Origin of the sequence: Rufibacter ruber, from assembly GCF_001647275.1 — a bacterium.
Taxonomy (GTDB): domain Bacteria; phylum Bacteroidota; class Bacteroidia; order Cytophagales; family Hymenobacteraceae; genus Nibribacter; species Nibribacter ruber_C.
In genome coordinates this window covers 189,504-208,898 of the sequence record NZ_LRMM01000001.1, presented here as the reverse complement: position 1 = coordinate 208,898, position 19,395 = coordinate 189,504, and the positions used below count along the sequence as shown (strand labels likewise).

The window sequence follows — 19,395 nt, the reverse complement described above, 5'->3', positions numbered from 1 at the left end:
CTGCTTTACCCTTGTCACCCATCTCTGTTTTCTGGTTCCGGCGCGACCTGCGTCTGCAGGACAATGCCGGCCTGTACCATGCGCTCCAGGCAGGTACCCCTGTGTTGCCTGTCTTTCTCTTTGACACAGACATACTCTCCCGCTTACCCAGCAGGGAGGACCCGCGGGTGAGCTTTCTGCACCAAACGGTACTGGCGCTGCGCCGTGAGCTGGAGCAGTTGGGCTCTTCGCTGCTGGTGCTGCATGGTACCCCCCTGGACATGATGAGGCAGCTGGCAGCGCGGTACCCGGTGCGGGAAGTCTTTGCCAACCATGACTATGAACCGGCGGCCCGCTCCCGTGATCAGCAGGTGCAGGAGTTTCTGCAAGGGCGGGGCATTGCCTTCCACACGTACAAAGACCAGGTGATCTTTGAGAAGCACGAGGTGGTGAAAGACAATGGCACCCCCTACCAGGTGTTTGGGGCGTACAAAAAGAAGTGGCTCCAGAAGCTGAACCCTTTCTATCTGAAGCCTTACCCCACCCCCCGGTATTTCCAGCATTTCTTACCCTCCCCGCCTTTGCCTGTGCCTTCTCTGCAAGAGCTGGGTTTTGTACCGAATGGGATAGTGTTCCCGGCAAAAGGGGTGCCTACCCAACTCATCAGAACGTATGACCAGACCCGGGACCTGCCGGCGTTGGCGGGCACTACCCGGCTGGGGCTGCACCTCCGGTTTGGCACGGTCAGCATCAGGGAGGTGGCGCGGCAAGCGCACCAGTTGAATGCCGTCTGGCTTTCTGAGCTGATCTGGCGGGACTTCTTCATGATGATCCTGTTCCATTTTCCGCACGTGGCCACCCGGCCGTTTCATTTGGCGTACGAGCACGTGCCGTGGCAGAACCAGCAGGAGCAGTTTGCCCGCTGGTGCGCCGGTACCACCGGCTACCCGCTGGTAGACGCCGGTATGCGCGAACTCAACGCCACCGGCTTCATGCACAACCGTGTGCGCATGGTGGCGGCCAGTTTCCTGGTGAAGCATCTGCTCATAGACTACCGCTGGGGCGAAGCCTATTTTGCAGAGAAACTCCTGGACTTTGACTTAGCCGCCAACAACGGCAACTGGCAGTGGTGTGCGGGCACCGGCTGTGATGCCGCCCCTTACTTCAGGGTGTTTAACCCCGCCGCCCAAGCCGTTAAGTTTGACAAGCAACAGCAGTACATCAAGCGCTGGGTGCCGGAGGTGGGCACGCCTGCTTATCCGGCTCCCATGGTAGAACATGCCTTTGCCAGAGACCGGGCGCTACAGGCCTATAAAAGTGCTTTGGCTGCCGTCTAATGTTAAGCGGCACGTTTCTGTTTTGGGGCTGTTTTTCAGAAAACAGCCCCAAAACAGAAGTGCCCAAAATCAGAAGAGTCTGACTAAGCAGTAAGGGTTGGCTCGTGGCCTAGGCGGGGATTTTGCGGGGAGGGGTAGGCTTCTGCTCTGTTTCACCGTATAAATACGGCAACCTTGCCCGTCTCTATGAAAAGCTCTTACCTCAACTGGATCCAGCGCCACTATTCCAAGATCATCCATAGCATCGCCTTTTATCCGGCCATTATTGCGGTAGGGTTTCTGGTGCTTTCTTATGTGTTGCTGGCCATTGATTTTTCGCCGTTTGGCAAGAGCATCAAAGCGCAGTGGGACTTCATTAGCCTGAAAGACGCCAGTACCGCCCGCACCATTGCCGCCACCATTGCGGCAGGCATTCTGTCCTTGACCGTTTTCAGTTTTTCTATGGTCATGATTCTGCTGAACCAGGCGGCTTCTAACATGAGCAACCGGGTGCTGGACAGCATGATCGGGAACCGGTTTCAGCAGTGGGTCCTGGGTTTTTACATTGGCACCATTGTGTACGCCCTGTTCCTGCTCAGTACCATCAGAGACATTGACTCAGGGGTGCACGTGCCGGCGCTCAGCGTCTACCTCCTTATTTTCCTGACGGTGGTAGACATCTTCCTGTTTATTTACTTCCTGCACTACATCACCCAGTCTGTAAAATATGACACGATTATAGAGCGCATACACCGGCAGACCAAGAACTCCCTGGAGAAGCTGTGCCCGCTGCGCGAACAGGTTGAAAGCGTCTCCTTCACGGCCCCGCACGTGCAAGAAGTCACCCTGCAGGCGTCTTCTACCCTGCAGGCCGTCAATGAAAAAGGGCTGCTGCGGTTCTGCCAGCACAACCAGTGCCAGATTCGCTTCCACCACCCTACCGGCACCTTTTTGCTGGCGGGCACCCCTTTTCTCACCGTTTACGCCCAGCAGCCTCTTTCAAAAGAATTTCTGCAGGAGGTACAGCGGCTGGTGTTATTTTACCGGGGGGAGCCCGTTGCGCAGAATGCGTACTATGGCTTTAAACAACTGAGGGAAGTGGCTTTAAAAGCGTTGAGCCCCGGCATCAATGATCCCGGCACGGCGGTACTGAGCCTGCAGGCCCTGGCAGATCTTTTCGCTTTTAGAATGGAGCATTTCCCCCGGGAACAGGAGAAGGACCAGCAGGGCGCGGTACGGGTTTTAAAGAAGGAAACCACCTTTGCCGAACTCTTCACTGACACCCTCTACCCCATCTGGGATTACGGGAAGGAAGACCGGACCCTGAGACAGGCCCTGCACCATCTTCTCCTTCTGCTAAAAGCAAAAGCCCACCCCCCCGCTCAACAGCAATGCATTGAACACCTGCTGCAAACCGTCAAAAACCAGGAACGGCAGAAAGACGCCCTTTAAAAAACTCTTTTGGCACTGCCCCTAGAAAATGGGGAAGTACAACCCTATGTTCAACAGGGCTTCGGCGGGAAAGAAGAAACTCACCTGAAACACAGAATGACGGGCCTCTGGAAACGGGTTCAGGAATTTGTTCAGGCTGTGCTGGTACCGTAGCTCCAACCCCAGGTCCAGTTTTTTGGCGAAATGCACGCCCGCCACGCCCACCAGGGCCAGGTCTGGGCTGTTTACGGCATTGTCCATGAGCAGGAACTGGCCGCTCCCCTGGGTTTTGATCTGCACGTCACCAGACTTGAACGCAATCTGAGGCCCGGCGCCCACGTAAGCGGCTTTGAATTCCTTTATAGGGTAATACCGTACTATGACCGGGATCTGAATGTAGTTCATGGTCAGCTCCTCCAGGTCCATAGCCCCTCCCGGATTGGTCACCCTGAAGCCTACCCGGGATAAATTGACCTCGGCGTTCACGTTGACATCCCCTTTGTAGGTCAGGGAGTGGGTATAGCCAATCCCGAAGCTGTAAGACAGGATTCTCTTTGTTTTGTAAGAATGAGAGTCCCAGCCCACCGCCCCAGCCCAACTAAGGCCCACCCGGGTGTACACGTCGCTCTTTTTATCAAAATACTGCTCGTACACATACCCTTCCTCCTCCTCTTCTGTCACCTCCTGGGCCTGCGCTGAAAAAATGACTGCGGAAAAAAGAAAGAAAGCCGCCAGTAAATGTTTCGTGGTCATGGTCATCCAATTACAGGAGGCTAAGGTAAGCATCTTTTCAGGATGCACAAGGCACTCCCGCCTCTGCCACCACCGCAATGGTGAGCAAGAACACGGGACAGTTAAACTGACCGGCAGCACAACAAGGCCGTGTTTCTGTTTTCGGGCTGCTTTTGTAAAAACAGCCCGAAAACAGAAAATACGGGTTAATCCTTTTTCCAGTGTCTGTCTAAGAAACCAGAGCGGCCAGAGCCTACAAAGTAGCGGCCGTAGTGGCTGGGGTTCTTTTTATAATAGTCCTGGTGGTACTCCTCAGCGCGGTAAAAAGGCACGGCTGGCAGAATAGGAGTGACAATGGGCAGGTCAAACGGCCCCTGCTTCTCCATCTCCTTCTTAGAGGCCTCTGCCTGCTCCCGCTGCTCCTCTGAGTGAAAGAAGATAGCCGTCTGGTAAGAAGAGCCGCGGTCTCCAAACTGTCCGCCGGCGTCTGTGGGGTCAACAGACTGCCAGAAAACCTCCAGGAGTTCTTTGTAGCTGATCACGGTGGGGTCAAAGGTCACCTGTACCGCCTCATAGTGGCCGGTGGTTTCTGAGCAGACCTGCTCATACGTGGGGTTGGGCACATGCCCGCCGGTGTACCCAGACACCACTTCTAGTACGCCGTCATATTTATGGAACGGTTTTACCATGCACCAGAAGCACCCCCCGGCAAAGGTGGCTTTCTCATACTGCTTGTTCTCTTGCTCTGTGTTTTCCATAGTTCTGTGACAAAAATATCTTCGTCTGTATGCCTGATTCCCTTCGTTATTAACTTAGCAGCCCGCCTGTGTTCCTCTAAAAAAGAGTGGCCCATTAAGAGAAGTTCATACAAGCGGGGTTTCCCCTTATGCCAAACCCTTCCCAATGCGGCCGTTTCAGCAGGGGCAACTCTAAATTACGGTTTTCTTGCCTGAAAGATCAAACAGCCCTACCCTTGCATGGTTTTGCCACCTTATGCCTTCCGCATAAAGTGGCTGAGGCCGCCGGCCCGGTACCAGGCGTACCCATAGGCGTTGAGCGTGATGTGGTGCTGCCGGTTTTCATCTGCTTTGCTTTCCCCGTTTTTGCAGAGGTTGACAAGGGTTTGCTCATACTCCTCCTGCAGAGTAAACGAGGCCACGTGGGCATGGCTGTCAAAGTTGTGCAGGATCACCAGGCAGCTGTTCTGCCAGCGGTAGTGCATGACCAGAATCTGGGGGGAATCTGTCTCCAGAATCTCCCAATCGCCCCAGCCTATTTCCGGACACTCCTGCCGCAGCCTGATCAGTGCCGTCATCCAGTTCAGCAGCGAACCGGGATCGCGGCGCTGGGCCTCCACGTTTACCCGCTGGTAGGCGTAGGGGCCTTCGTCAATGAGCGGGTGCACCAAGTGGTTGGCCTCAGAGAACCCGGCCTGGGCGTCACCAGACCATTGCATGGGGGTTCTCACCGCATCGCGTTCCTCCAGGCTCAGGTTCTCGCCCATGCCCAGCTCATCTCCATAGCGCATGACGGGCGTGCCGGGCAGGGAGAACATGACACTGTACGCCAGTTCCAGCTGCTGCCGGTTACCCAGCATGGGGGCCAGCCTCCGCCTGATGCCGCGGTCATACAGCTGCATCTTCTTCTGGGGGCCAAACTTCTCAAATACCTTTTGCTTCTCCTCCTCTTTGAGCCGGTCAATGTCCAGTTCATCATGGTTTCTGAGAAAGTTAGCCCACTGTGCCGACGGAACTTTTGTTCTGGTTTCCTCCAGCGCCTTGGCCAAAGGTCTCACGTCTGCCGTTGCCAGACTGTAAAACAGGTACTGGTTCACGTAAAAGTTAAACATGAGGTGCAGCCCCTCTCCCTCTTCCCCAAAGAATTTTATGCTTTCCCGGGGCTCCACGTTGGCTTCGCCCAGGAGAACGGCATTGCCCCTGCGCCACTGCACAAACCGGCGCATTTCTTTGAGGTAGTCAAACTTAAGCTCGCTGCCCAACTTCCCGGCGCCCTGGGTTTCCAGAATAAACGGCACCGCATCTACCCTGAACCCCGCCACCCCCAGCTCCAGCCAATAGCCCATGATGCGGTGAATCTCCTCACGCACCTCTCGGTTTTCAATGTTAAGGTCTGGCTGAAACTTGTAGAACCGGTGAAAATAATAGGCTTTGGCTTTGGCGTCATAGGTCCAGGTGGCTTTCTGTACCCCCGGAAACACCATGCCCTTGTTCCAGTTCCTTGGTTTCTTCCTGGACCAGACGTACCAGTCCCGCAGTTTGGCATTCTCACCAGACCTGGCGTTCTGGAACCACGGGTGCTCGTCTGAGGTATGGTTCACCACCAGGTCAATGATGACTTTGATGCCCCGCTTGTTGGCCTGGTGCATGAACTCCACAAAATTACCGCTGGTCCCGTGCCGGGGGTCTACCCCATAGTAGTCTTTGATGTCATAGCCGTTGTCTTTGTTGGGGGTGGGTTGAAAAGGCGCCAGCCACACCGTGTCCACGCCCATTGCCTGCAGGTAATCTAACCGGCGGGAAAGGCCTTCAAAATCACCTACGCCATCACCGTTCAGGTCCATGAACGTTTCTAAGTCAAGGCTGTAGATGATGGCATTCTTGTACCAGAGGTCTTCAATCATGAGTATCAAATTTCTTCTTTCGGCCCTGGCCGAAAACAGGTAAGGGGAAACCAGGTTCGTTTTTAGCCTGTTTTTGGAAAAACAGACCCAAAACAGAAACCTGTACCGGGTTTATACGGATGCTTTCTATACGCAGGCAGACCGCAGAAGATGGCGAAAAATGCGGCTGTCTCCCCCTCAGGCACGCGCCCCGTCTGTCTCACAAAAGAAGAGGCTCAGCGAGATGATCAACTCTGAGGCACCTGCGTATAAGGCTGTATCCACTATACCCCCACTTGTGTATGAAAAAATCTTTTACCCTCGCTTTTGCCTTCGGCGCCTTCCTTCTGCTGTCAAACCAAAGCATTGCGCAGACCACAGAAAAGACAGAGGCGGTCTCTGACCAGCGCAAGCTGGAAATAGAAGCCCGCCAACGGGCGTATGAAGAGAAAGTGGTAGCCAGAATGGAAGCCCGCGCCGAAGCCCGCGAAGCCAAAGCCGCCGCCCGGGAGGCCCGCTACCAGCGCGATGAGGCCCATGAAGCCGCCCAAATAGCCCAGCGCATGGCCAAACTGGAAGCCAAGGCCCTGCGACGCCAGGAGAAACGGAACAGCAGAAACACCTTTACCTCAGAGGCGGTGGTGAAGTAACCCTCCCTGCCAAAGCCTGAAGCCCAGAAACAGTTTTTCTGTTTTGGAGCCGTTTTAGCCAAAACGGCTCCAAAACAGAAACCTGCGACAGGCTATCCACAACCAAGCAGGGCTGGCGCTCTGGGAAAGGGTCAAGCAGTTTACCCGGTTTCCCTGGAAGTAGACCAAGGTAGGGAGATGCGCTTGCCTGTACGGCTGTTTTCGGGCTCCTTTTCTGAAAACAAGCTCAAAACAGAAGTAAGACAAAAACCGCCCGCAGTCGTTTGTGCCAGGTACACCCAAAAGAACAAGAATATGCCTCCAGGCAAACAGAAAGGCCGCTCCAGGAGCGGCCTTTCTGTTTGGTTTTCTTGAGCAGGTGTTGTCTGAACAGGAAAAAAATGGCAGGGAAGTGGCTTCCTTTGCCGCCAGCGGGTCTGGAGACTTACCTGATCCCTTGTCCCGAGACAGACGTCTTGCGCCAGAGGTACAGACTTGCCCTTACAATGAACCTTATCCTTCCAGAAAACGGGAAAGGCAGGATACAGGAGAGCAGCAGGACACCGCCGCTCAGTAAAGTCTGGCAAATTTATTCCCTAACCACTGGCGCAAGTCACCTGATACGTGCCAAAAGATAACCGGAGTTTCCAGATCACTGCCACCCTACCCACTACTTTTCAGGTAAAATTCACCAGCTTTCTGTTAAGGTTGGGCCGGTTTGGCCCCCGCGTTTTTCCCGGCCGTGGCACCCTTCTCAATGGCTTTGTAAATAGCGTCTTGAATGCGCGGCCTGATGTTCAGGCTCAGGAGTTTATTTGATACTTTGGGGTGCACCCTGTTAGACAGGAACACATACACCAGGTTGTGCCTGGGGTCTACCCAGACGCAGGTGCCGGTATAGCCGGTATGCCCGTAGGTTTGCGGGGAAGCCAACTTAGACGGATACCCTTTGGTGGTGTCTGGATCCCAGCGGTCAAAACCCAGCCCCCGGCGGCTTACCGCCGACTGTTTGGAGGTGAAGAGCTGCACAGTTTCCGGTTGGAAATACTGCACCCCGCCGTAGGTGCCCCGGTTCAACATCATCTGGTACAAGATGGCCAGGTCATTTGCCGTGGAAAATAAACCCGCATGCCCGGAAACCCCGCCCAGACGCGCTGCTCCCCCATCATGCACATACCCTTGCAGCAGCTCTTTTCTGAACCCATGGTCAACTTCAGTGGGCACTATGCGGGATTTCTCAAAGCGGCTCAAAGGCAGGAAACCGGCCGTCTGCATACCCAACGGGTGGTAGAGGTTTGACTGGACCAGCTCGTTCAGAGGCGTCAATGTCTGCCGCTCTACCACTTCTTTCAGGAAATACATGGTCAGGTCTGAGTAGATGTACTGCCCCGCCGTTCCCATTTTGGCACTGAGCATTCTGGGCCAGACCACTTCTTTGAAATAGGTATCCCGCATAAAGGTGCTGTCGCCCGCCTTGATGGAGTAGCCGGGCGCGGGGGTGCGGCGCTGGTCTTCGGCCCGCAGGGGCAGCCCCACCCCGGCCGGTAGCCCCGCCTGATGCAACAAGATGTCCCTGAGGGAAATATTTGCTTTACTGGTGCCCTCCGCCGAGGGGATGAACGTGCTGAACGGGGCGTCTAAGCTCACCTTCTGCTGCTCATACAACTCCATTACGGCCATGGTGGTGGCAGAAACCTTGGTCACCGAGGCCAGGTCAAAAATATCTGTGATGCGGGTAGGCCGGCTTTTGTCATACGTGTGGGAGCCATAGGCTTTGTTGAAGATGACCTTGCCGTCTTTGGCCACTAAGACAACGGCCCCGGGGGCTGCCTGCTCCCTGATCATTTCAGCGGCAATAGAGTCAATGGGCCTCTGCAGGTCATTGGTAGAGATACCCACTTCCTCTGGCACCGTATATTTCAACCGGATGGCCTGGGTCTTGTGCCCCGCCCCTTTGGCATATTTGGCACTGTAGGTTTTGTCCAGTTCGGCGGTAGCCGCTACCCCTCCAAAAATAAGCTGGGCGACAAAATCTGCGGTGGACGCCGTTTCTTTCTCAGACCAGATAAGGGGGGCCGTTAACGTTTCTGCGTTGGCCAACAAGGCCGGCTTGCCATAAACGGCCACCACCAGTTGTTTGTCTTTCTGCAGGTCTTGCAGGAAACCTACCACCTTCTGCTGCTGCAGTTGGGCAGCCGGCAGTTGCACCAGCACTGTTTTGTAGAATTTCAGATCATCATTGAGGCTGTTGAGGGAGGAATCTGTGAGTACGGCGGGCGCCGAAAAACTACTTACGGCGGTGTATTTGTTCAGGAGGCTGTCAAAAACAGCGGCATGGGCTGCCCCTATGGTGACGCTGGCAATCTGCTGCTCAAGATCTTTGACGGGCACCAGCCCCTGCTGGTTGTTCAGCAGTACCGTGGTTTTGGCCGCCTCTCTGTGCTGCTGCAGCCAGGTCTGGTTTTTTCTGGGAGGCGTCTCTACAGACGTAGTTCCGGCAAAACCAATTGCCAGCACCAGGCAAAGGAAAAGAAATAGGTAGAAGGGTTGAGAAAAGGTTCTGTTCATGCCGTTGTTCACTTCTTAATGCAGTAAGGTAAACAATTAGAAGAAAATATCATGCCATTGGCCCCTCTTTGTCTACGCTTCTGCCATTTCTCAGGCTTTTTTTATAGAATCATACCGGGCAGGGGTGGCCATTGACACACGCACTTATTCCTGCTTCCTCTTAGGGTTCTATAACAAAACAGCCTTTCCCGCAAATATGGTTTTCTGCGGAAAAGGCTGTTTTACGGTGGCATGAAATTGCAGTTGTTCAGAGGTTTCATTGGTCCCTGGCGCACGCGTTTGCTTCTGCCCTCATAAGGTGGCAAGCTTCTGTTTCCGGGCTGTTTTTGGGAAAGTAGGCCAAAAACATAAATGGAAGATGGCCATACGCCCTGTGAGAGACAGCTTCTACTGCAGTTCCAGGATTTATTAATCCTTCCCTTTTACAAAACGGCCATACTCCGGCACGGCTATGGTGGCAAAATTGGTGACCAGCTGGTGCAAGCCCTCTTCTAAGGCTGCGCCGTGCATGACCTGCCCGTGCCCCGGCACAATAATTTGCGGCTGTAACGCGTGCAGCTTCTTCACAGATTCATAAGCGGCATTCCAGTCAGTGGTGAGGTAGCGGGGCGGGCCTTGCACCTCCTCTTTTTGCACCAGTACCTTGTATAGGGAATCCTGCTTCACGGTGATCACCGCATCCCCTGAAATCAATACCCGGTCTGCTTCCCTGAACAGGGACACATGCCCGGGCGAATGGCCGGGGGTGAACACCCAGTGCCACCCGGGCATGGCCGGTACGGTGCCGTCTGCAGGCAAAGGCAGCAGACGGGCCTGGCTGATGTCTATGGGCTCATGCGGGAAATAAGAGGAAATCTTGGCGTTCAAGCCTCCTTCTACGGTGGTGTCTGGTTCCGGATAGGCCTGTTGCCCGGTCAGGAACGGAAACTCCAGCGGGTGGGCGTACACAGGAACGTGCCACGCCTCCAGCAGTCCCACCAGGCCGCCCACATGGTCAAAGTGGCCGTGCGTCAGGACAATGGCGGCCGGACGGGCCAGGGTCCCAAACACACCCTTTGCCACATCCATGATTTCCTGCGACGACTTGGGCATACCCGCGTCTACCAGCACCCAATGGTCAGCAGTGCCCACCAGCGCAAAGTTCACAATCTGGTTTGTGTAGTAGTACACATCCGGACAGACCTGTTTGATCATTCCTGAAGAAACCGAGGTCATGGGAATAAATTTATTGTCTTCGCTCTGGCGCATGTTCATATCCATACTAGCAAGGAATTACAGGTGGAAATGCTATGCTTAACGCGGATTAACGCCAAGTGTTACAGGCGGTAACAGGCAGTGGCCGACGGTGGGGAATGCCCCAAATAGCCTCTCTGTTTTTGACCTGTTTTCAGGAAAACAGCGCTAAAACAGCTTGCACTGACAGAGCAAGTTTGTGTGGCTTGCGCCGGTGCGCAGAACAAGGTGCTGTTTCACACAGGCGTTGTGTTTTTCAGTTCAACACTCCTTTAAGGAGCATGAAAGCTTCCTTTTATTCTAGGCCAGTTCAAAGCTCTCCACTTCCCGCACTTCCCCAGATGCCAGATTGCCTAGATGCAGGTTCCCAATGCGCACCCTGACCAGTCTGAGGGTGGGAAACCCCACGGCCGCGGTCATTTTCCGGACTTGCCGGTTTTTGCCTTCGGTGAGGGTGATGGAGACCCAGCTGGTGGGGCCGTGGCGGTCATCGCGCACCCGGCGGCTCCGTTCCGGAAACGCCGGGGCGGGGGTAAGCGCCCTTGCCTGGCAAGGCAGCGTTTGGTACGGCTGCTTCTCATGGGTAATCAAAAGTCCCCCCTGTTGCAGTTGCTCAATGGCCTCTGGGGTGATGCGGCCGTCTACCTGCGCGTAGTACTCTTTCTCTACTTTCCGGCTGCGCACGTACTCGCTCATTTTGCCGTCTGTGGTGAGCAGCAGCAGCCCTTCGCTGTCTTGGTCCAGTCGGCCAATGGCCATGGTGCCCGCCGGGAAGGCATGCAGATCTCCCAGCAGCTTCTTGTTTTTGGGGTTGCCTATGAACTGGCTGAGGTAGCCGAATGGCTTGTGCACAATGAAGTGACGGTGGGGTAAGGATGCTTCAGCCAAAGGATTAATGCGTGTTTTGGCGCTAATTTCCGGAAAACAGGTTAAAAACAGAAATTTGCGGTTCTGCCTTTTCTACTATGAGGAAGGCAAGGCACAGGGCCGGTCTTGCAGAAGCCTGTTCTTACCCTGGAGTCTCATGTTTTCTTTGCTGTTGCAGGAATGCGTGGTTTGATGGTTCCGTTGGCTGTTGGATGCTGTGTCTCAATGGAGCAACTGTTTCATTTTGCCGCTTCTGCCTGTAGCAATGCATAATCTGCTGTTCCCTTGGCTGGGCTGCTTGCTGCAATGCCGTTGTTTTAGGAATGCGTAGTCCGCTGCTCCCTTGGCTGGTCTGCTGTTAACAGCGCCTCACTCAATGAGTTGTTTCATCTTTTCCGGTAAGCGCTCACGGCCGCGGGGCCCCGTCCTGGCGGTGAGCACTGCTGTTAAAACTAGGCCCTCCGGCCTTGCCGCTGAAGCGGCACCGTATTAACAGAGGCGCTCACCCCCAGGACTGGTTTAGGTTCCTCTCCTGCTACTTCCTTACTTGCTCATTCTGCCTCTGCAGGTAACCGTTGCTGATCCGCTAGCCTGAGACGAGCCCGTGCTGCGCACATCAGCCAGAGGCAGAAGTGCTAATTAACAGAGGTGCCACCAGCAGAAGTGTTGGTTGTTCATTGTTCATTGTTCATTGTTGTTTGTTTGCTTACTTATTGCTGCTTGTTTGTCACAATCTCTGGTTCAAGTTTCCAACTTGGACCTGTAATGGAGGAAGCTTTCAGCTTCCATGAGGCGGCCGCCTCACATTACTTCTGCCCTCTATAGCTCCCTCTTCTGCCCCCCTATGGCGCGGAAGTTACTTCCGTGCCTTCTAACTCCAGCTGATACTCCCGCGCTGGCACGGGTCTCCAGACGCGTGCCTACAGATGATGGGTATTCTCCGGCTGCCGGCGCAGCTGCGAGGGCAGCCATTGCTGCTTCATTCGTACTGAATTGCCTAAGGAAAAAAGGAAGGACTCAGAACTCAAGACTCATAACTCAGAACTCACTCTGATACTCCCCCTTTGAAGGGGGCGAAGGGGGATGTTTACACAGGAGGGAACGCATTCCAGACTAATTCCCATGGCGGCACATATCGTTGAGCCCTGACAAGCATTGCGCTCTTCCGGATTTGCAATCCGGAAGCTGGTACACGGGGATGTTCAATCCGCGGCGGCACGTTTGATCTGCAGGCGCCGCGGATGGCACATCCGCAGGTAGCAGGTCCGGGTGTTGACACGTTCAGATCCACGCATGCGCCAGATGTACGGTCACACGCCACTTGCCCCCACGCATTCCTGATACTCCCCTCTTGGGGGGGAAGGGGTGGGTCGCACGCATGGCTTACTCTTTACAGCTCCCGGCGAAACGTAAGCTAGTGCCAGTTCCTCTAACAATCCGCCACTGCCAATCAGCAATGGATGAAAGCGACTGGAGGACCTGCGGGTGTTTGCGGTTGTACCTGTTTCCGGGCTGTTTTCCCAAAAACAGCCCAGAAACAGGAATCACCCTGTTACGTCCCTCCCAACCCGAACGTCTCCATGATGGTGTACACCGGGTGCGGCGAGGCGAGCTGTGATTGCCACAGCGCCAGAGTGTTCACCGGGAAAACCATTTTCTGGTCTGGGGTCACCAAAGGCAGATGGGCAGGAACTGGCAAGTCTTTCCGGAACCGGCACAGGGTGATGTGCGGGATGAACTTTTCCTGTTTGGGCGGCGTGGCCGAAAGCAATTGCGTGAGTTCCCTGCTTAACTGAGTAAAACCCGGGTGAGGTTCAAAGCGGGCCCAGATGAGGCGCGGAACTGTTCGCTTCGGGCCTGGCTCTACCTGCTCTAAGGTCAGGACAAACGGTTCATAGCGTTGCGCCACTTGCGTCAAGGTCTGGCGGATGTCTGCCAAGGCACTCCCTGCTACATTTCCCAGGAAGAAAAGCGTGAGGTGCAGGTTCTCTGTGGGCACCGCCCGTATGCCCGGCTCGTCATACGCCTGCCGCGCCTGCACCAGGTATTCTTTTAAATCTTGGGGCAAAGCCGCCGCTACAAAGAGCCGAAGGGTTTCTTGCATCATGGCCAAAAGGTTAATCGTCCCTTTCCATACGAAAGTTACCCGCTTAGGCAGTGCTGCCTGTTGTCTCTTTGGGGAAGTCAGCTCCTGTTTTCGGGCTAATTTTGGAAAAACAGGCCAAAAACGCCCACCGGTATCTCAGGAAAACTCCCCAATGCGCGCCCAGCCTCCTGCCTTTTGAAACGTAAACTCCAGCGGCCGGCATCCCCTCTCGTAAAAAGGCAGATCTATACATGCATCTTACTTTACAACAGCATTTTAGTATGGGTAGCTAATTAGAGTTTTTAGGTTCAGGTGATGGCGTAAACGTTTGCTTATGCTTTCAGCTATTTGCACTTCTGTTTCCGGGCTGTTTTTGGGAAAGTAGCCCCAAAACGCAAACACACGCCCTTGGTTGCGTCCTGCCCAAGTCAGACAGGGGCCGTCACCATAGAAACCGGAAAAAGCTCAACAGCCTCATTCGCTAACGATCATTTACTTAGCAAAAGCATCCTTCCACTTTCTGCCTTCAGCAGCCTACATGGTTTTCCTGCACCCTGCCCTGAAGCCGGAAGAACTGTCGAGGCCCGGCGGCTGGGCTTTTTTTGCAGGGGAAGTGGCAAGGGCAGCGCCGCACCTGCAGTAGCATCAGGTGGCGTGGCCCAGCGAGATCTGGTTTACGTTCTTGAGTTCGTTCAGGTCTTTGTAGAAGTCTTTCAGGTTGAGGTTGTCTGGCACGAAGACGTAGAGCTGGAGCTTGGCGTTCTGCTTGTTCTGCGACTGCACCAGGCTGATGTTCTTGGTAGTAATCTTGTACTTCTCCAGAATTGAGAACACTTTGCCCGTCTCAATCTTAGCCGACTGGAAACTGATCTTGAGGGTTTTGAGGGAGCCGCTGAGAAAAAACCGCTTCCCAACCTTGTCCAGGATAGCCAGCACAAAGAGCAGCAGCAGCGTTACCAGGGCAGCGGCCTCATACATGCCCACCCCTACACTCAGCCCCACCGCCGCCACCGCCCAGATAGTGGCCGCCGTGGTAAGGCCGTGGGTGTTGGTGCCTAACCGGAAGATGGCCCCCGCCCCCAGAAAACCAATGCCGGAGACTACCTGCGCGGCAATTCGGCCGGGGTCAACGTTGGTGTAGTTAGAGAAGGTCTGCGGAATATAGACCGAGATGAGCATGAGCAAACAGGCCCCCACTGAAATGATGATGTGCGTGCGCAGGCCGGCGTGTTGCCGCCGCGACTCCCGCTCCCAGCCCAACAACCCGCCCAGCACGGTGCTGATCAACAGGCGTGACAGAATGGTCTGAAGGTTGATTTCAGTGGTGGTGAGTAACAGAAAATCCATAGGCGCGTCTTGTGGTTGGGGTGAGTACCTTCCCCTTACTGAAACTTGTGCGAAAAGTTGGCCTTGCGGTAACCAACAGATCAAGCAATTTCCGAACTTTGGGTTTCGGTTTTCACGTCCATGTTTGATATCATTCTTTATACCTTTCTGCTGAGTATTTCCCCCATTGGGGAGGCGAGGGCGGGCATTCCGTATGCCGTTCTGAACGACCTGCACGTGGGCTGGGCGTTTCTGGTGGGGCTGACAGGCAACCTGCTAGTGTTCCCGCTGCTCATGTGGCTCATTGACACCTTCAGCGCCAAGCTGTGGCCTAACCGCCGCTACCGCAAAGGCGTGGTGCATTTCTCGCGCCGGGCCAAGAAAGGCGTGGGGGCCGAAGTGGAGAAATACGGCTTCTGGGGGCTGATGGTCTTTGTGATGATCCCCTTGCCCGGCACCGGCGCGTACATGGGCACCATTGCCGCCTACGTGCTTAAGATTGAGCGCAGAAAAGCATTTCTGGCCACCAGCCTGGGCGTGATTGTTTCCTGCATCATCATGGCGGTGGGCTCCTATTACGGCAACCTGGGCTGGAAGAGTCTCTAGTTTGGCTGCGTCTCTGAAGCTGGTGCCTTTGGCCGCCTAAGCAGTTCACTCTGAATGGGGCCAGAGGAAAGTCATTAGCTGTTGAACCCACCCCTACCCCCTAGAGGGGAAATTCTCTGTATGGAGGGGAAATGGGATGATGATAAAGGAGGTTCTTCACATTTTATCTCATGGCTCCCTTTTAGATTTGTATTCCAGGGGCAGTTGTAGGGGTCAATTCACTCCCCTCCTTACCACATAGAAATAGGGGCAGGGATTCTAAAGGTACGGCGTAGCGATGGCTAAGACGTGCAGTGGTGCCCGCGTTTTGGGGCTACTTTTCAAAAACAGGCCGAAAACAGGAGGCGCGCAAAGGCACAAGCAGACGCTTTCACCATAGGTTTTGGCGCGCTTCAGGAATTGTGATCAGCAGCGGGTACTGAGGTAGTTGCCGTTTCCTGTGCACTGCGCCGCCTCCCTTTGCAGCCATGTACCAATCCGGGTTTTCGGCCAGCGGCCGAAAGGAATTTTCCACCACAACTCTCCAGGGTCTACCGCTTCACTTCAAAAAGCGCTTGGAGGCTGCTTTTTTTAGGGTAAGTTTGCCTAGATTCAGACACGTACGCAGGAAACACATCTTCTGTCCCTCCTGAAACCACCCTAATGGTGTAGCCATGATTAACATTCTTTTGCTGCTGGCTGGCTTTCTAGCCCTCATCTTTGGTGCCGACAAACTGGTGGACTCCGCGTCTAGCCTGGCGGCGAAACTGGGTATCCCGAACATTGTCATTGGCCTGACCATTGTGGCGTTTGGCACCTCAGCCCCTGAACTGGTGGTGAACCTTTTTGCCGCCCTCAACAACAATACCGAGATGGTGCTGGGCAACGTGCTGGGGAGTAACATCTTTAACGTGCTGGCCATTCTGGGGGTGAGCTCCATAATTTATCCGCTGACCGTGAAAACTAATACCACGTGGCTGGAGATCCCGTTGAGTTTGCTGGCGGCGGTGGCGGTGCTCATTATTGCCAATGATGTGTACCTGGACGGCAGCGCCGACAACGTGATCACCCGCGGCGAGGGATTACTACTGCTGCTGTTCTTCGGGATTTTTCTGGTGTACAACCTCAAGCTCGCCCAGAACAACCCCGGTGATGAACAGACCGAGACGCTGAATTACTCTTACCTCAAGGCTATTCTGTTCATGGCGCTGGGTTTGGCCGGGCTCATCATTGGCGGCCGGTTGATTGTGACCAGCGCCACCAGCATGGCTCAGGCCTTTGGGTTGTCTGAGCGGATCATAGGTTTGACGGTGGTGTCAGTGGGTACCTCCCTGCCGGAATTGGCCACGTCTATTGTGGCGGTCCGGAAACGGAACGTAGACATTGCCATTGGGAACGTGGTAGGCTCCAATATCTTCAACATCTTCCTGATTCTGGGCATTTCTACGGTGGTCACTCCCCTTCCGGTCAATGCCAACTCGTTTACAGATATAGCAGTGAACATAGTGGCGGGGCTCCTGCTGTTCCTCTTCATCTTTATTGGCCGCGGGCGGCAGCTGGCCCGGTGGGAAGGCTTGGTTCTGCTGATTTTCTACCTGGCGTATCTGGGGGTATTGATCAATCAGGAGTAAGGCTGCTCCCGCCCTGGCCAAGGCAATTGGAAGGAAAGTACCGTTGAGGCCATGTACTTCAGAGGTTTCTGCCTGTTGTTAAGGCCCTTCCGGATCTTAAAATTTGACATAGAAAGAGCGTCTGTTTTTGGGCTGTTTTATGTAAAACAAGCCGAAAACAGACGCTCTCTTTTTTTACCGGATTAGTGGGGTGGTTACTTAATGGCCACCGGCACTTCCAGGTTTTCCCACTTTAATGAGAAGCCTTTGTTGGTGATGTCATAGGTCAGGCGCTCATTCATCTGGGCAGACTTTTTAGGCTTCACGTTCACAGTGAGCACATTATTGGCCGGGTCAAAGTTGGCTACTCCGCCTGCTTTGATGCCCCCTTGGCCCGTCTCAGAGTTGAAGATGATTTGCCATTCTTTCTCACCCGGCACCATGAACACGCTGTACGTTCCGGCTTTCAAGGCTTTGCCTTCTACTTTAATGTCTTTGTCGGTGGTGAAGAGGGTGGCCTTATTGGCGCCCGCTCTCCAGGCTTTGCCGTACGGCACCAGCTCACCCCAAATGGTACGCCCTTTCACCGCAGGGCTGCTGTACGCGATGGTGATGTTGGCGGCCCCTACTTTTCCGGTAGCCGTCTGCGCCGGACTGGCCTTCGGCTTCGGTGCGTCCTGGGCAAAAACCGAGGCGGTCATGGTGAACAGGAACAGGACGGTGAGGAGGAAGATGTTTTTGGTTGGTGTGTTCATAGTTCTAACAATCATATTGTAGGGTTAAATGTAAAGGATTTTCGGGTTCAAAGAAATGTTTCTGCAACAACGCTAAACTGCAGTTAAAATTTTAAATAATGGATTTTTAATCAATATATTTATAACTCCCTCCATTTATAAATACTTCACTATTGAAATTACTACTTACGGACCAACGTATTACTTTTATGGCTTTTTCAGGAAAAACAAAATTATTTTCTCTAGTTTAAAACATAAGTTAAAACATTAGTAAATTGTACTTTACATGAATACTATAGATCTTGATTGGGGTAAAAAACACATTCTTAAAACTAACAGCTATAAAATCTTCTGTACAGATGAGGATTTATCTGAAGAAGAAGCATTTAATAAAAGAAAAGAAATTGAACCATGGCTTGCTGCAATTTTTCAAAGTGAACATCTTTCTTTATTAGCTGGCTCTGGTTTAACTACAGCTGTATGTGCTTTAGCAGGTTTATATTCTCAAGGAATGGGAAGACTAGATCTAAAAACAAAATATGCTGAACTTATAAAAAAACGAGCTGAAGAGACAGCATTAAAGATGGAAAGAGGGGAAGCTAATATTGAAGATGATATAAGAGTTACTAATGAACTTATTTCTGGTCTCCAAATAATTGATCCATTAGAAGCAAATTTATTAAAAGAGGAACTCGATGAAAAGTTATATAATTTTATATCAACTGTGCTAAAAACAGAAGAAACCTATATCAAACAATTAAGAAATAAAGTAGAAAACGGAAAATATAGTAAATCATTAAGAAGCTTTAATGTATTAAAGACTTTTCTGTTAAGTTTCTCAAGTAGGGCAGCATCAAGAGAAAGATTAAATATATTTACAACAAATTATGATAGATTTATTGAACTAGGTTGTGACGAATCTGGAATAATACTGCTTGATAGATTCAAGGGGAAAATAACTCCAATATTTCGGAATACAAGATTAGAACTTGACTTTCATTACAACCCTCCCGGCATTAGGGGTGAACCACGATATGTTGAGGGAGTAGTGAGAATATGTAAATTACATGGATCTATTGACTGGCGTTACGAAAGTGACAGGATATTAAGATGCTTATTACCTTTTGGAGCGAACAATAATCACCCAGAAGTTCCACAGTATAATAAAACAGAAGGGCAAGGCAGTGAATTATGTTTATCTCCAGATTCAGTTTCTGATCAAGTAGTTATTTATCCAAATTCTTCAAAAGATATTGAAACAGCTTTATATCCTTATTCAGAATTATTTAGAGACTTTTCTTCTTCAATATGTCGGCCTAATTCTATTCTTGTAACCTTTGGTTATGGATTTGGAGATTCACATATAAATAGGATTATTGAAGATATGCTTACTATCCCATCTACACATTTAGTCATAATAGCCTGGGATAAAAAGAATGAAGAAGGAACCTTTGGAGGTGCAAGAGATAGAATTAGACGTTTTTATGAAAAAATTGGGAACCCTGCTCAGTTTACTCTTTTGATTGGCGGGCACTTTGGTGATATTTCGAATCTAGTGGATTACTATTTACCTAAATCTGCAATAGATAAAATCACAAAAGCCAAACATAAGATACAAAATGATAGAGGCGAACCAGATAATTCCAACAAGTTAGACAACAAAGAAGATTAAAATATAT

General features: G+C 52.6%; 15 protein-coding genes. 6 read left to right on the top strand and 9 right to left on the bottom strand.

Annotation, left to right across the window (positions count from 1 at the left end):
* The first annotated feature begins 11 nt into the window (after positions 1-11).
* Entirely contained in the window at positions 12-1,316 is a 1,305-nt protein-coding gene (locus tag A8O25_RS00820; protein WP_066829489.1) for a cryptochrome/photolyase family protein, read from the top strand.
* A gap of 186 nt (positions 1,317-1,502) precedes the next feature.
* Positions 1,503-2,747: a DUF2254 domain-containing protein gene (locus A8O25_RS00815; protein WP_066829486.1), complete on the top strand. Its 1,245-nt coding sequence runs from the start codon at positions 1,503-1,505 to the stop codon at positions 2,745-2,747.
* 21 nt (positions 2,748-2,768) lie between these two features.
* Here A8O25_RS00815 and A8O25_RS00810 read toward each other — a convergent pair whose 3' ends face one another.
* From A8O25_RS00810 to A8O25_RS00800, 3 genes are all read right to left on the bottom strand, one after another.
* Positions 2,769-3,479 carry an outer membrane beta-barrel protein gene (locus A8O25_RS00810; protein ID WP_161947671.1) on the bottom strand — a complete coding sequence of 237 codons (711 nt, stop codon included), beginning with the start codon at positions 3,477-3,479 and terminating at the stop codon, positions 2,769-2,771.
* Positions 3,480-3,664: 185 nt separating this feature from the next.
* Positions 3,665-4,216 carry a peptide-methionine (S)-S-oxide reductase MsrA gene (gene msrA / locus A8O25_RS00805; RefSeq protein WP_066829481.1) on the bottom strand — a complete coding sequence of 184 codons (552 nt, stop codon included), beginning with the start codon at positions 4,214-4,216 and terminating at the stop codon, positions 3,665-3,667.
* Between the two features lie 233 nt (positions 4,217-4,449).
* Entirely contained in the window at positions 4,450-6,099 is a 1,650-nt protein-coding gene (locus tag A8O25_RS00800; protein ID WP_066829479.1) for an alpha-amylase family protein, read from the bottom strand.
* A gap of 281 nt (positions 6,100-6,380) precedes the next feature.
* On the opposite strand from A8O25_RS00800, the gene A8O25_RS00795 reads away from it, so the two are divergent.
* Positions 6,381-6,728 (top strand): hypothetical protein, encoded by a 348-nt coding sequence (locus tag A8O25_RS00795; RefSeq protein ID WP_066829478.1) that lies wholly within the window; start codon positions 6,381-6,383, stop codon positions 6,726-6,728.
* Positions 6,729-7,409: 681 nt separating this feature from the next.
* Here A8O25_RS00795 and A8O25_RS00785 read toward each other — a convergent pair.
* From A8O25_RS00785 to A8O25_RS00765, 5 genes are all read right to left on the bottom strand, one after another.
* On the bottom strand, positions 7,410-9,275 hold the full coding sequence (locus A8O25_RS00785; RefSeq protein ID WP_066829575.1) for a serine hydrolase domain-containing protein: 1,866 nt from the start codon (positions 9,273-9,275) through the stop codon (positions 7,410-7,412).
* 408 nt (positions 9,276-9,683) lie between these two features.
* Entirely contained in the window at positions 9,684-10,535 is an 852-nt protein-coding gene (locus tag A8O25_RS00780; RefSeq protein ID WP_066829475.1) for an MBL fold metallo-hydrolase, read from the bottom strand.
* A 273-nt stretch (positions 10,536-10,808) separates the two neighbouring features.
* Positions 10,809-11,396 (bottom strand): pseudouridine synthase, encoded by a 588-nt coding sequence (locus A8O25_RS00775; protein WP_066829474.1) that lies wholly within the window; start codon positions 11,394-11,396, stop codon positions 10,809-10,811.
* Between the two features lie 1,531 nt (positions 11,397-12,927).
* Positions 12,928-13,482, bottom strand: a complete 555-nt coding sequence (thpR, locus tag A8O25_RS00770) for an RNA 2',3'-cyclic phosphodiesterase (protein WP_241498896.1) — start codon at positions 13,480-13,482, stop codon at positions 12,928-12,930.
* Positions 13,483-14,106: 624 nt separating this feature from the next.
* Complete coding sequence (locus A8O25_RS00765) at positions 14,107-14,808, bottom strand: MgtC/SapB family protein (RefSeq protein WP_066829473.1); 702 nt, start codon at positions 14,806-14,808, stop codon at positions 14,107-14,109.
* Positions 14,809-14,928: 120 nt separating this feature from the next.
* Here A8O25_RS00765 and A8O25_RS00760 point away from each other — a divergent pair, with 120 nt between their 5' ends.
* Together A8O25_RS00760 and A8O25_RS00755 are read left to right on the top strand one after the other, a co-directional pair.
* Positions 14,929-15,393 (top strand): COG2426 family protein, encoded by a 465-nt coding sequence (locus A8O25_RS00760; protein ID WP_066829467.1) that lies wholly within the window; start codon positions 14,929-14,931, stop codon positions 15,391-15,393.
* Positions 15,394-16,046: 653 nt separating this feature from the next.
* The gene (locus A8O25_RS00755) at positions 16,047-17,003 is read left to right on the top strand and encodes a calcium/sodium antiporter (RefSeq protein ID WP_066829465.1); all 957 of its coding nucleotides are present in this window, start codon (positions 16,047-16,049) and stop codon (positions 17,001-17,003) included.
* A 194-nt stretch (positions 17,004-17,197) separates the two neighbouring features.
* On the opposite strand, the gene A8O25_RS00750 is transcribed toward A8O25_RS00755, so the two are convergent.
* Entirely contained in the window at positions 17,198-17,737 is a 540-nt protein-coding gene (locus A8O25_RS00750) for a DUF2911 domain-containing protein (RefSeq protein ID WP_066829463.1), read from the bottom strand.
* 265 nt (positions 17,738-18,002) lie between these two features.
* Here A8O25_RS00750 and A8O25_RS00745 point away from each other — a divergent pair, with 265 nt between their 5' ends.
* Positions 18,003-19,388 (top strand): SIR2 family protein, encoded by a 1,386-nt coding sequence (locus A8O25_RS00745; RefSeq protein WP_066829461.1) that lies wholly within the window; start codon positions 18,003-18,005, stop codon positions 19,386-19,388.
* Positions 19,389-19,395: the final 7 nt, after the last annotated feature.

What these genes read in the sequence shown, in the direction of transcription:
- A8O25_RS00815 (WP_066829486.1), top strand. Translation starts at nt 1,503, where the DNA reads ATGAAAAGCTCTTACCTCAACTGGATCCAGCGCCACTATTCCAAGATC.
- A8O25_RS00810 (WP_161947671.1), bottom strand. Translation starts at nt 3,479, where the DNA reads ATGACCACGAAACATTTACTGGCGGCTTTCTTTCTTTTTTCCGCAGTC.
- msrA (WP_066829481.1), bottom strand. Translation starts at nt 4,216, where the DNA reads ATGGAAAACACAGAGCAAGAGAACAAGCAGTATGAGAAAGCCACCTTT.
- A8O25_RS00800 (WP_066829479.1), bottom strand. Translation starts at nt 6,099, where the DNA reads ATGATTGAAGACCTCTGGTACAAGAATGCCATCATCTACAGCCTTGAC.
- A8O25_RS00795 (WP_066829478.1), top strand. Translation starts at nt 6,381, where the DNA reads ATGAAAAAATCTTTTACCCTCGCTTTTGCCTTCGGCGCCTTCCTTCTG.
- A8O25_RS00785 (WP_066829575.1), bottom strand. Translation starts at nt 9,275, where the DNA reads ATGAACAGAACCTTTTCTCAACCCTTCTACCTATTTCTTTTCCTTTGC.
- A8O25_RS00780 (WP_066829475.1), bottom strand. Translation starts at nt 10,535, where the DNA reads ATGGATATGAACATGCGCCAGAGCGAAGACAATAAATTTATTCCCATG.
- thpR (WP_241498896.1), bottom strand. Translation starts at nt 13,482, where the DNA reads ATGATGCAAGAAACCCTTCGGCTCTTTGTAGCGGCGGCTTTGCCCCAA.
- A8O25_RS00765 (WP_066829473.1), bottom strand. Translation starts at nt 14,808, where the DNA reads ATGGATTTTCTGTTACTCACCACCACTGAAATCAACCTTCAGACCATT.
- A8O25_RS00760 (WP_066829467.1), top strand. Translation starts at nt 14,929, where the DNA reads ATGTTTGATATCATTCTTTATACCTTTCTGCTGAGTATTTCCCCCATT.
- A8O25_RS00755 (WP_066829465.1), top strand. Translation starts at nt 16,047, where the DNA reads ATGATTAACATTCTTTTGCTGCTGGCTGGCTTTCTAGCCCTCATCTTT.
- A8O25_RS00750 (WP_066829463.1), bottom strand. Translation starts at nt 17,737, where the DNA reads ATGAACACACCAACCAAAAACATCTTCCTCCTCACCGTCCTGTTCCTG.
- A8O25_RS00745 (WP_066829461.1), top strand. Translation starts at nt 18,003, where the DNA reads ATGAATACTATAGATCTTGATTGGGGTAAAAAACACATTCTTAAAACT.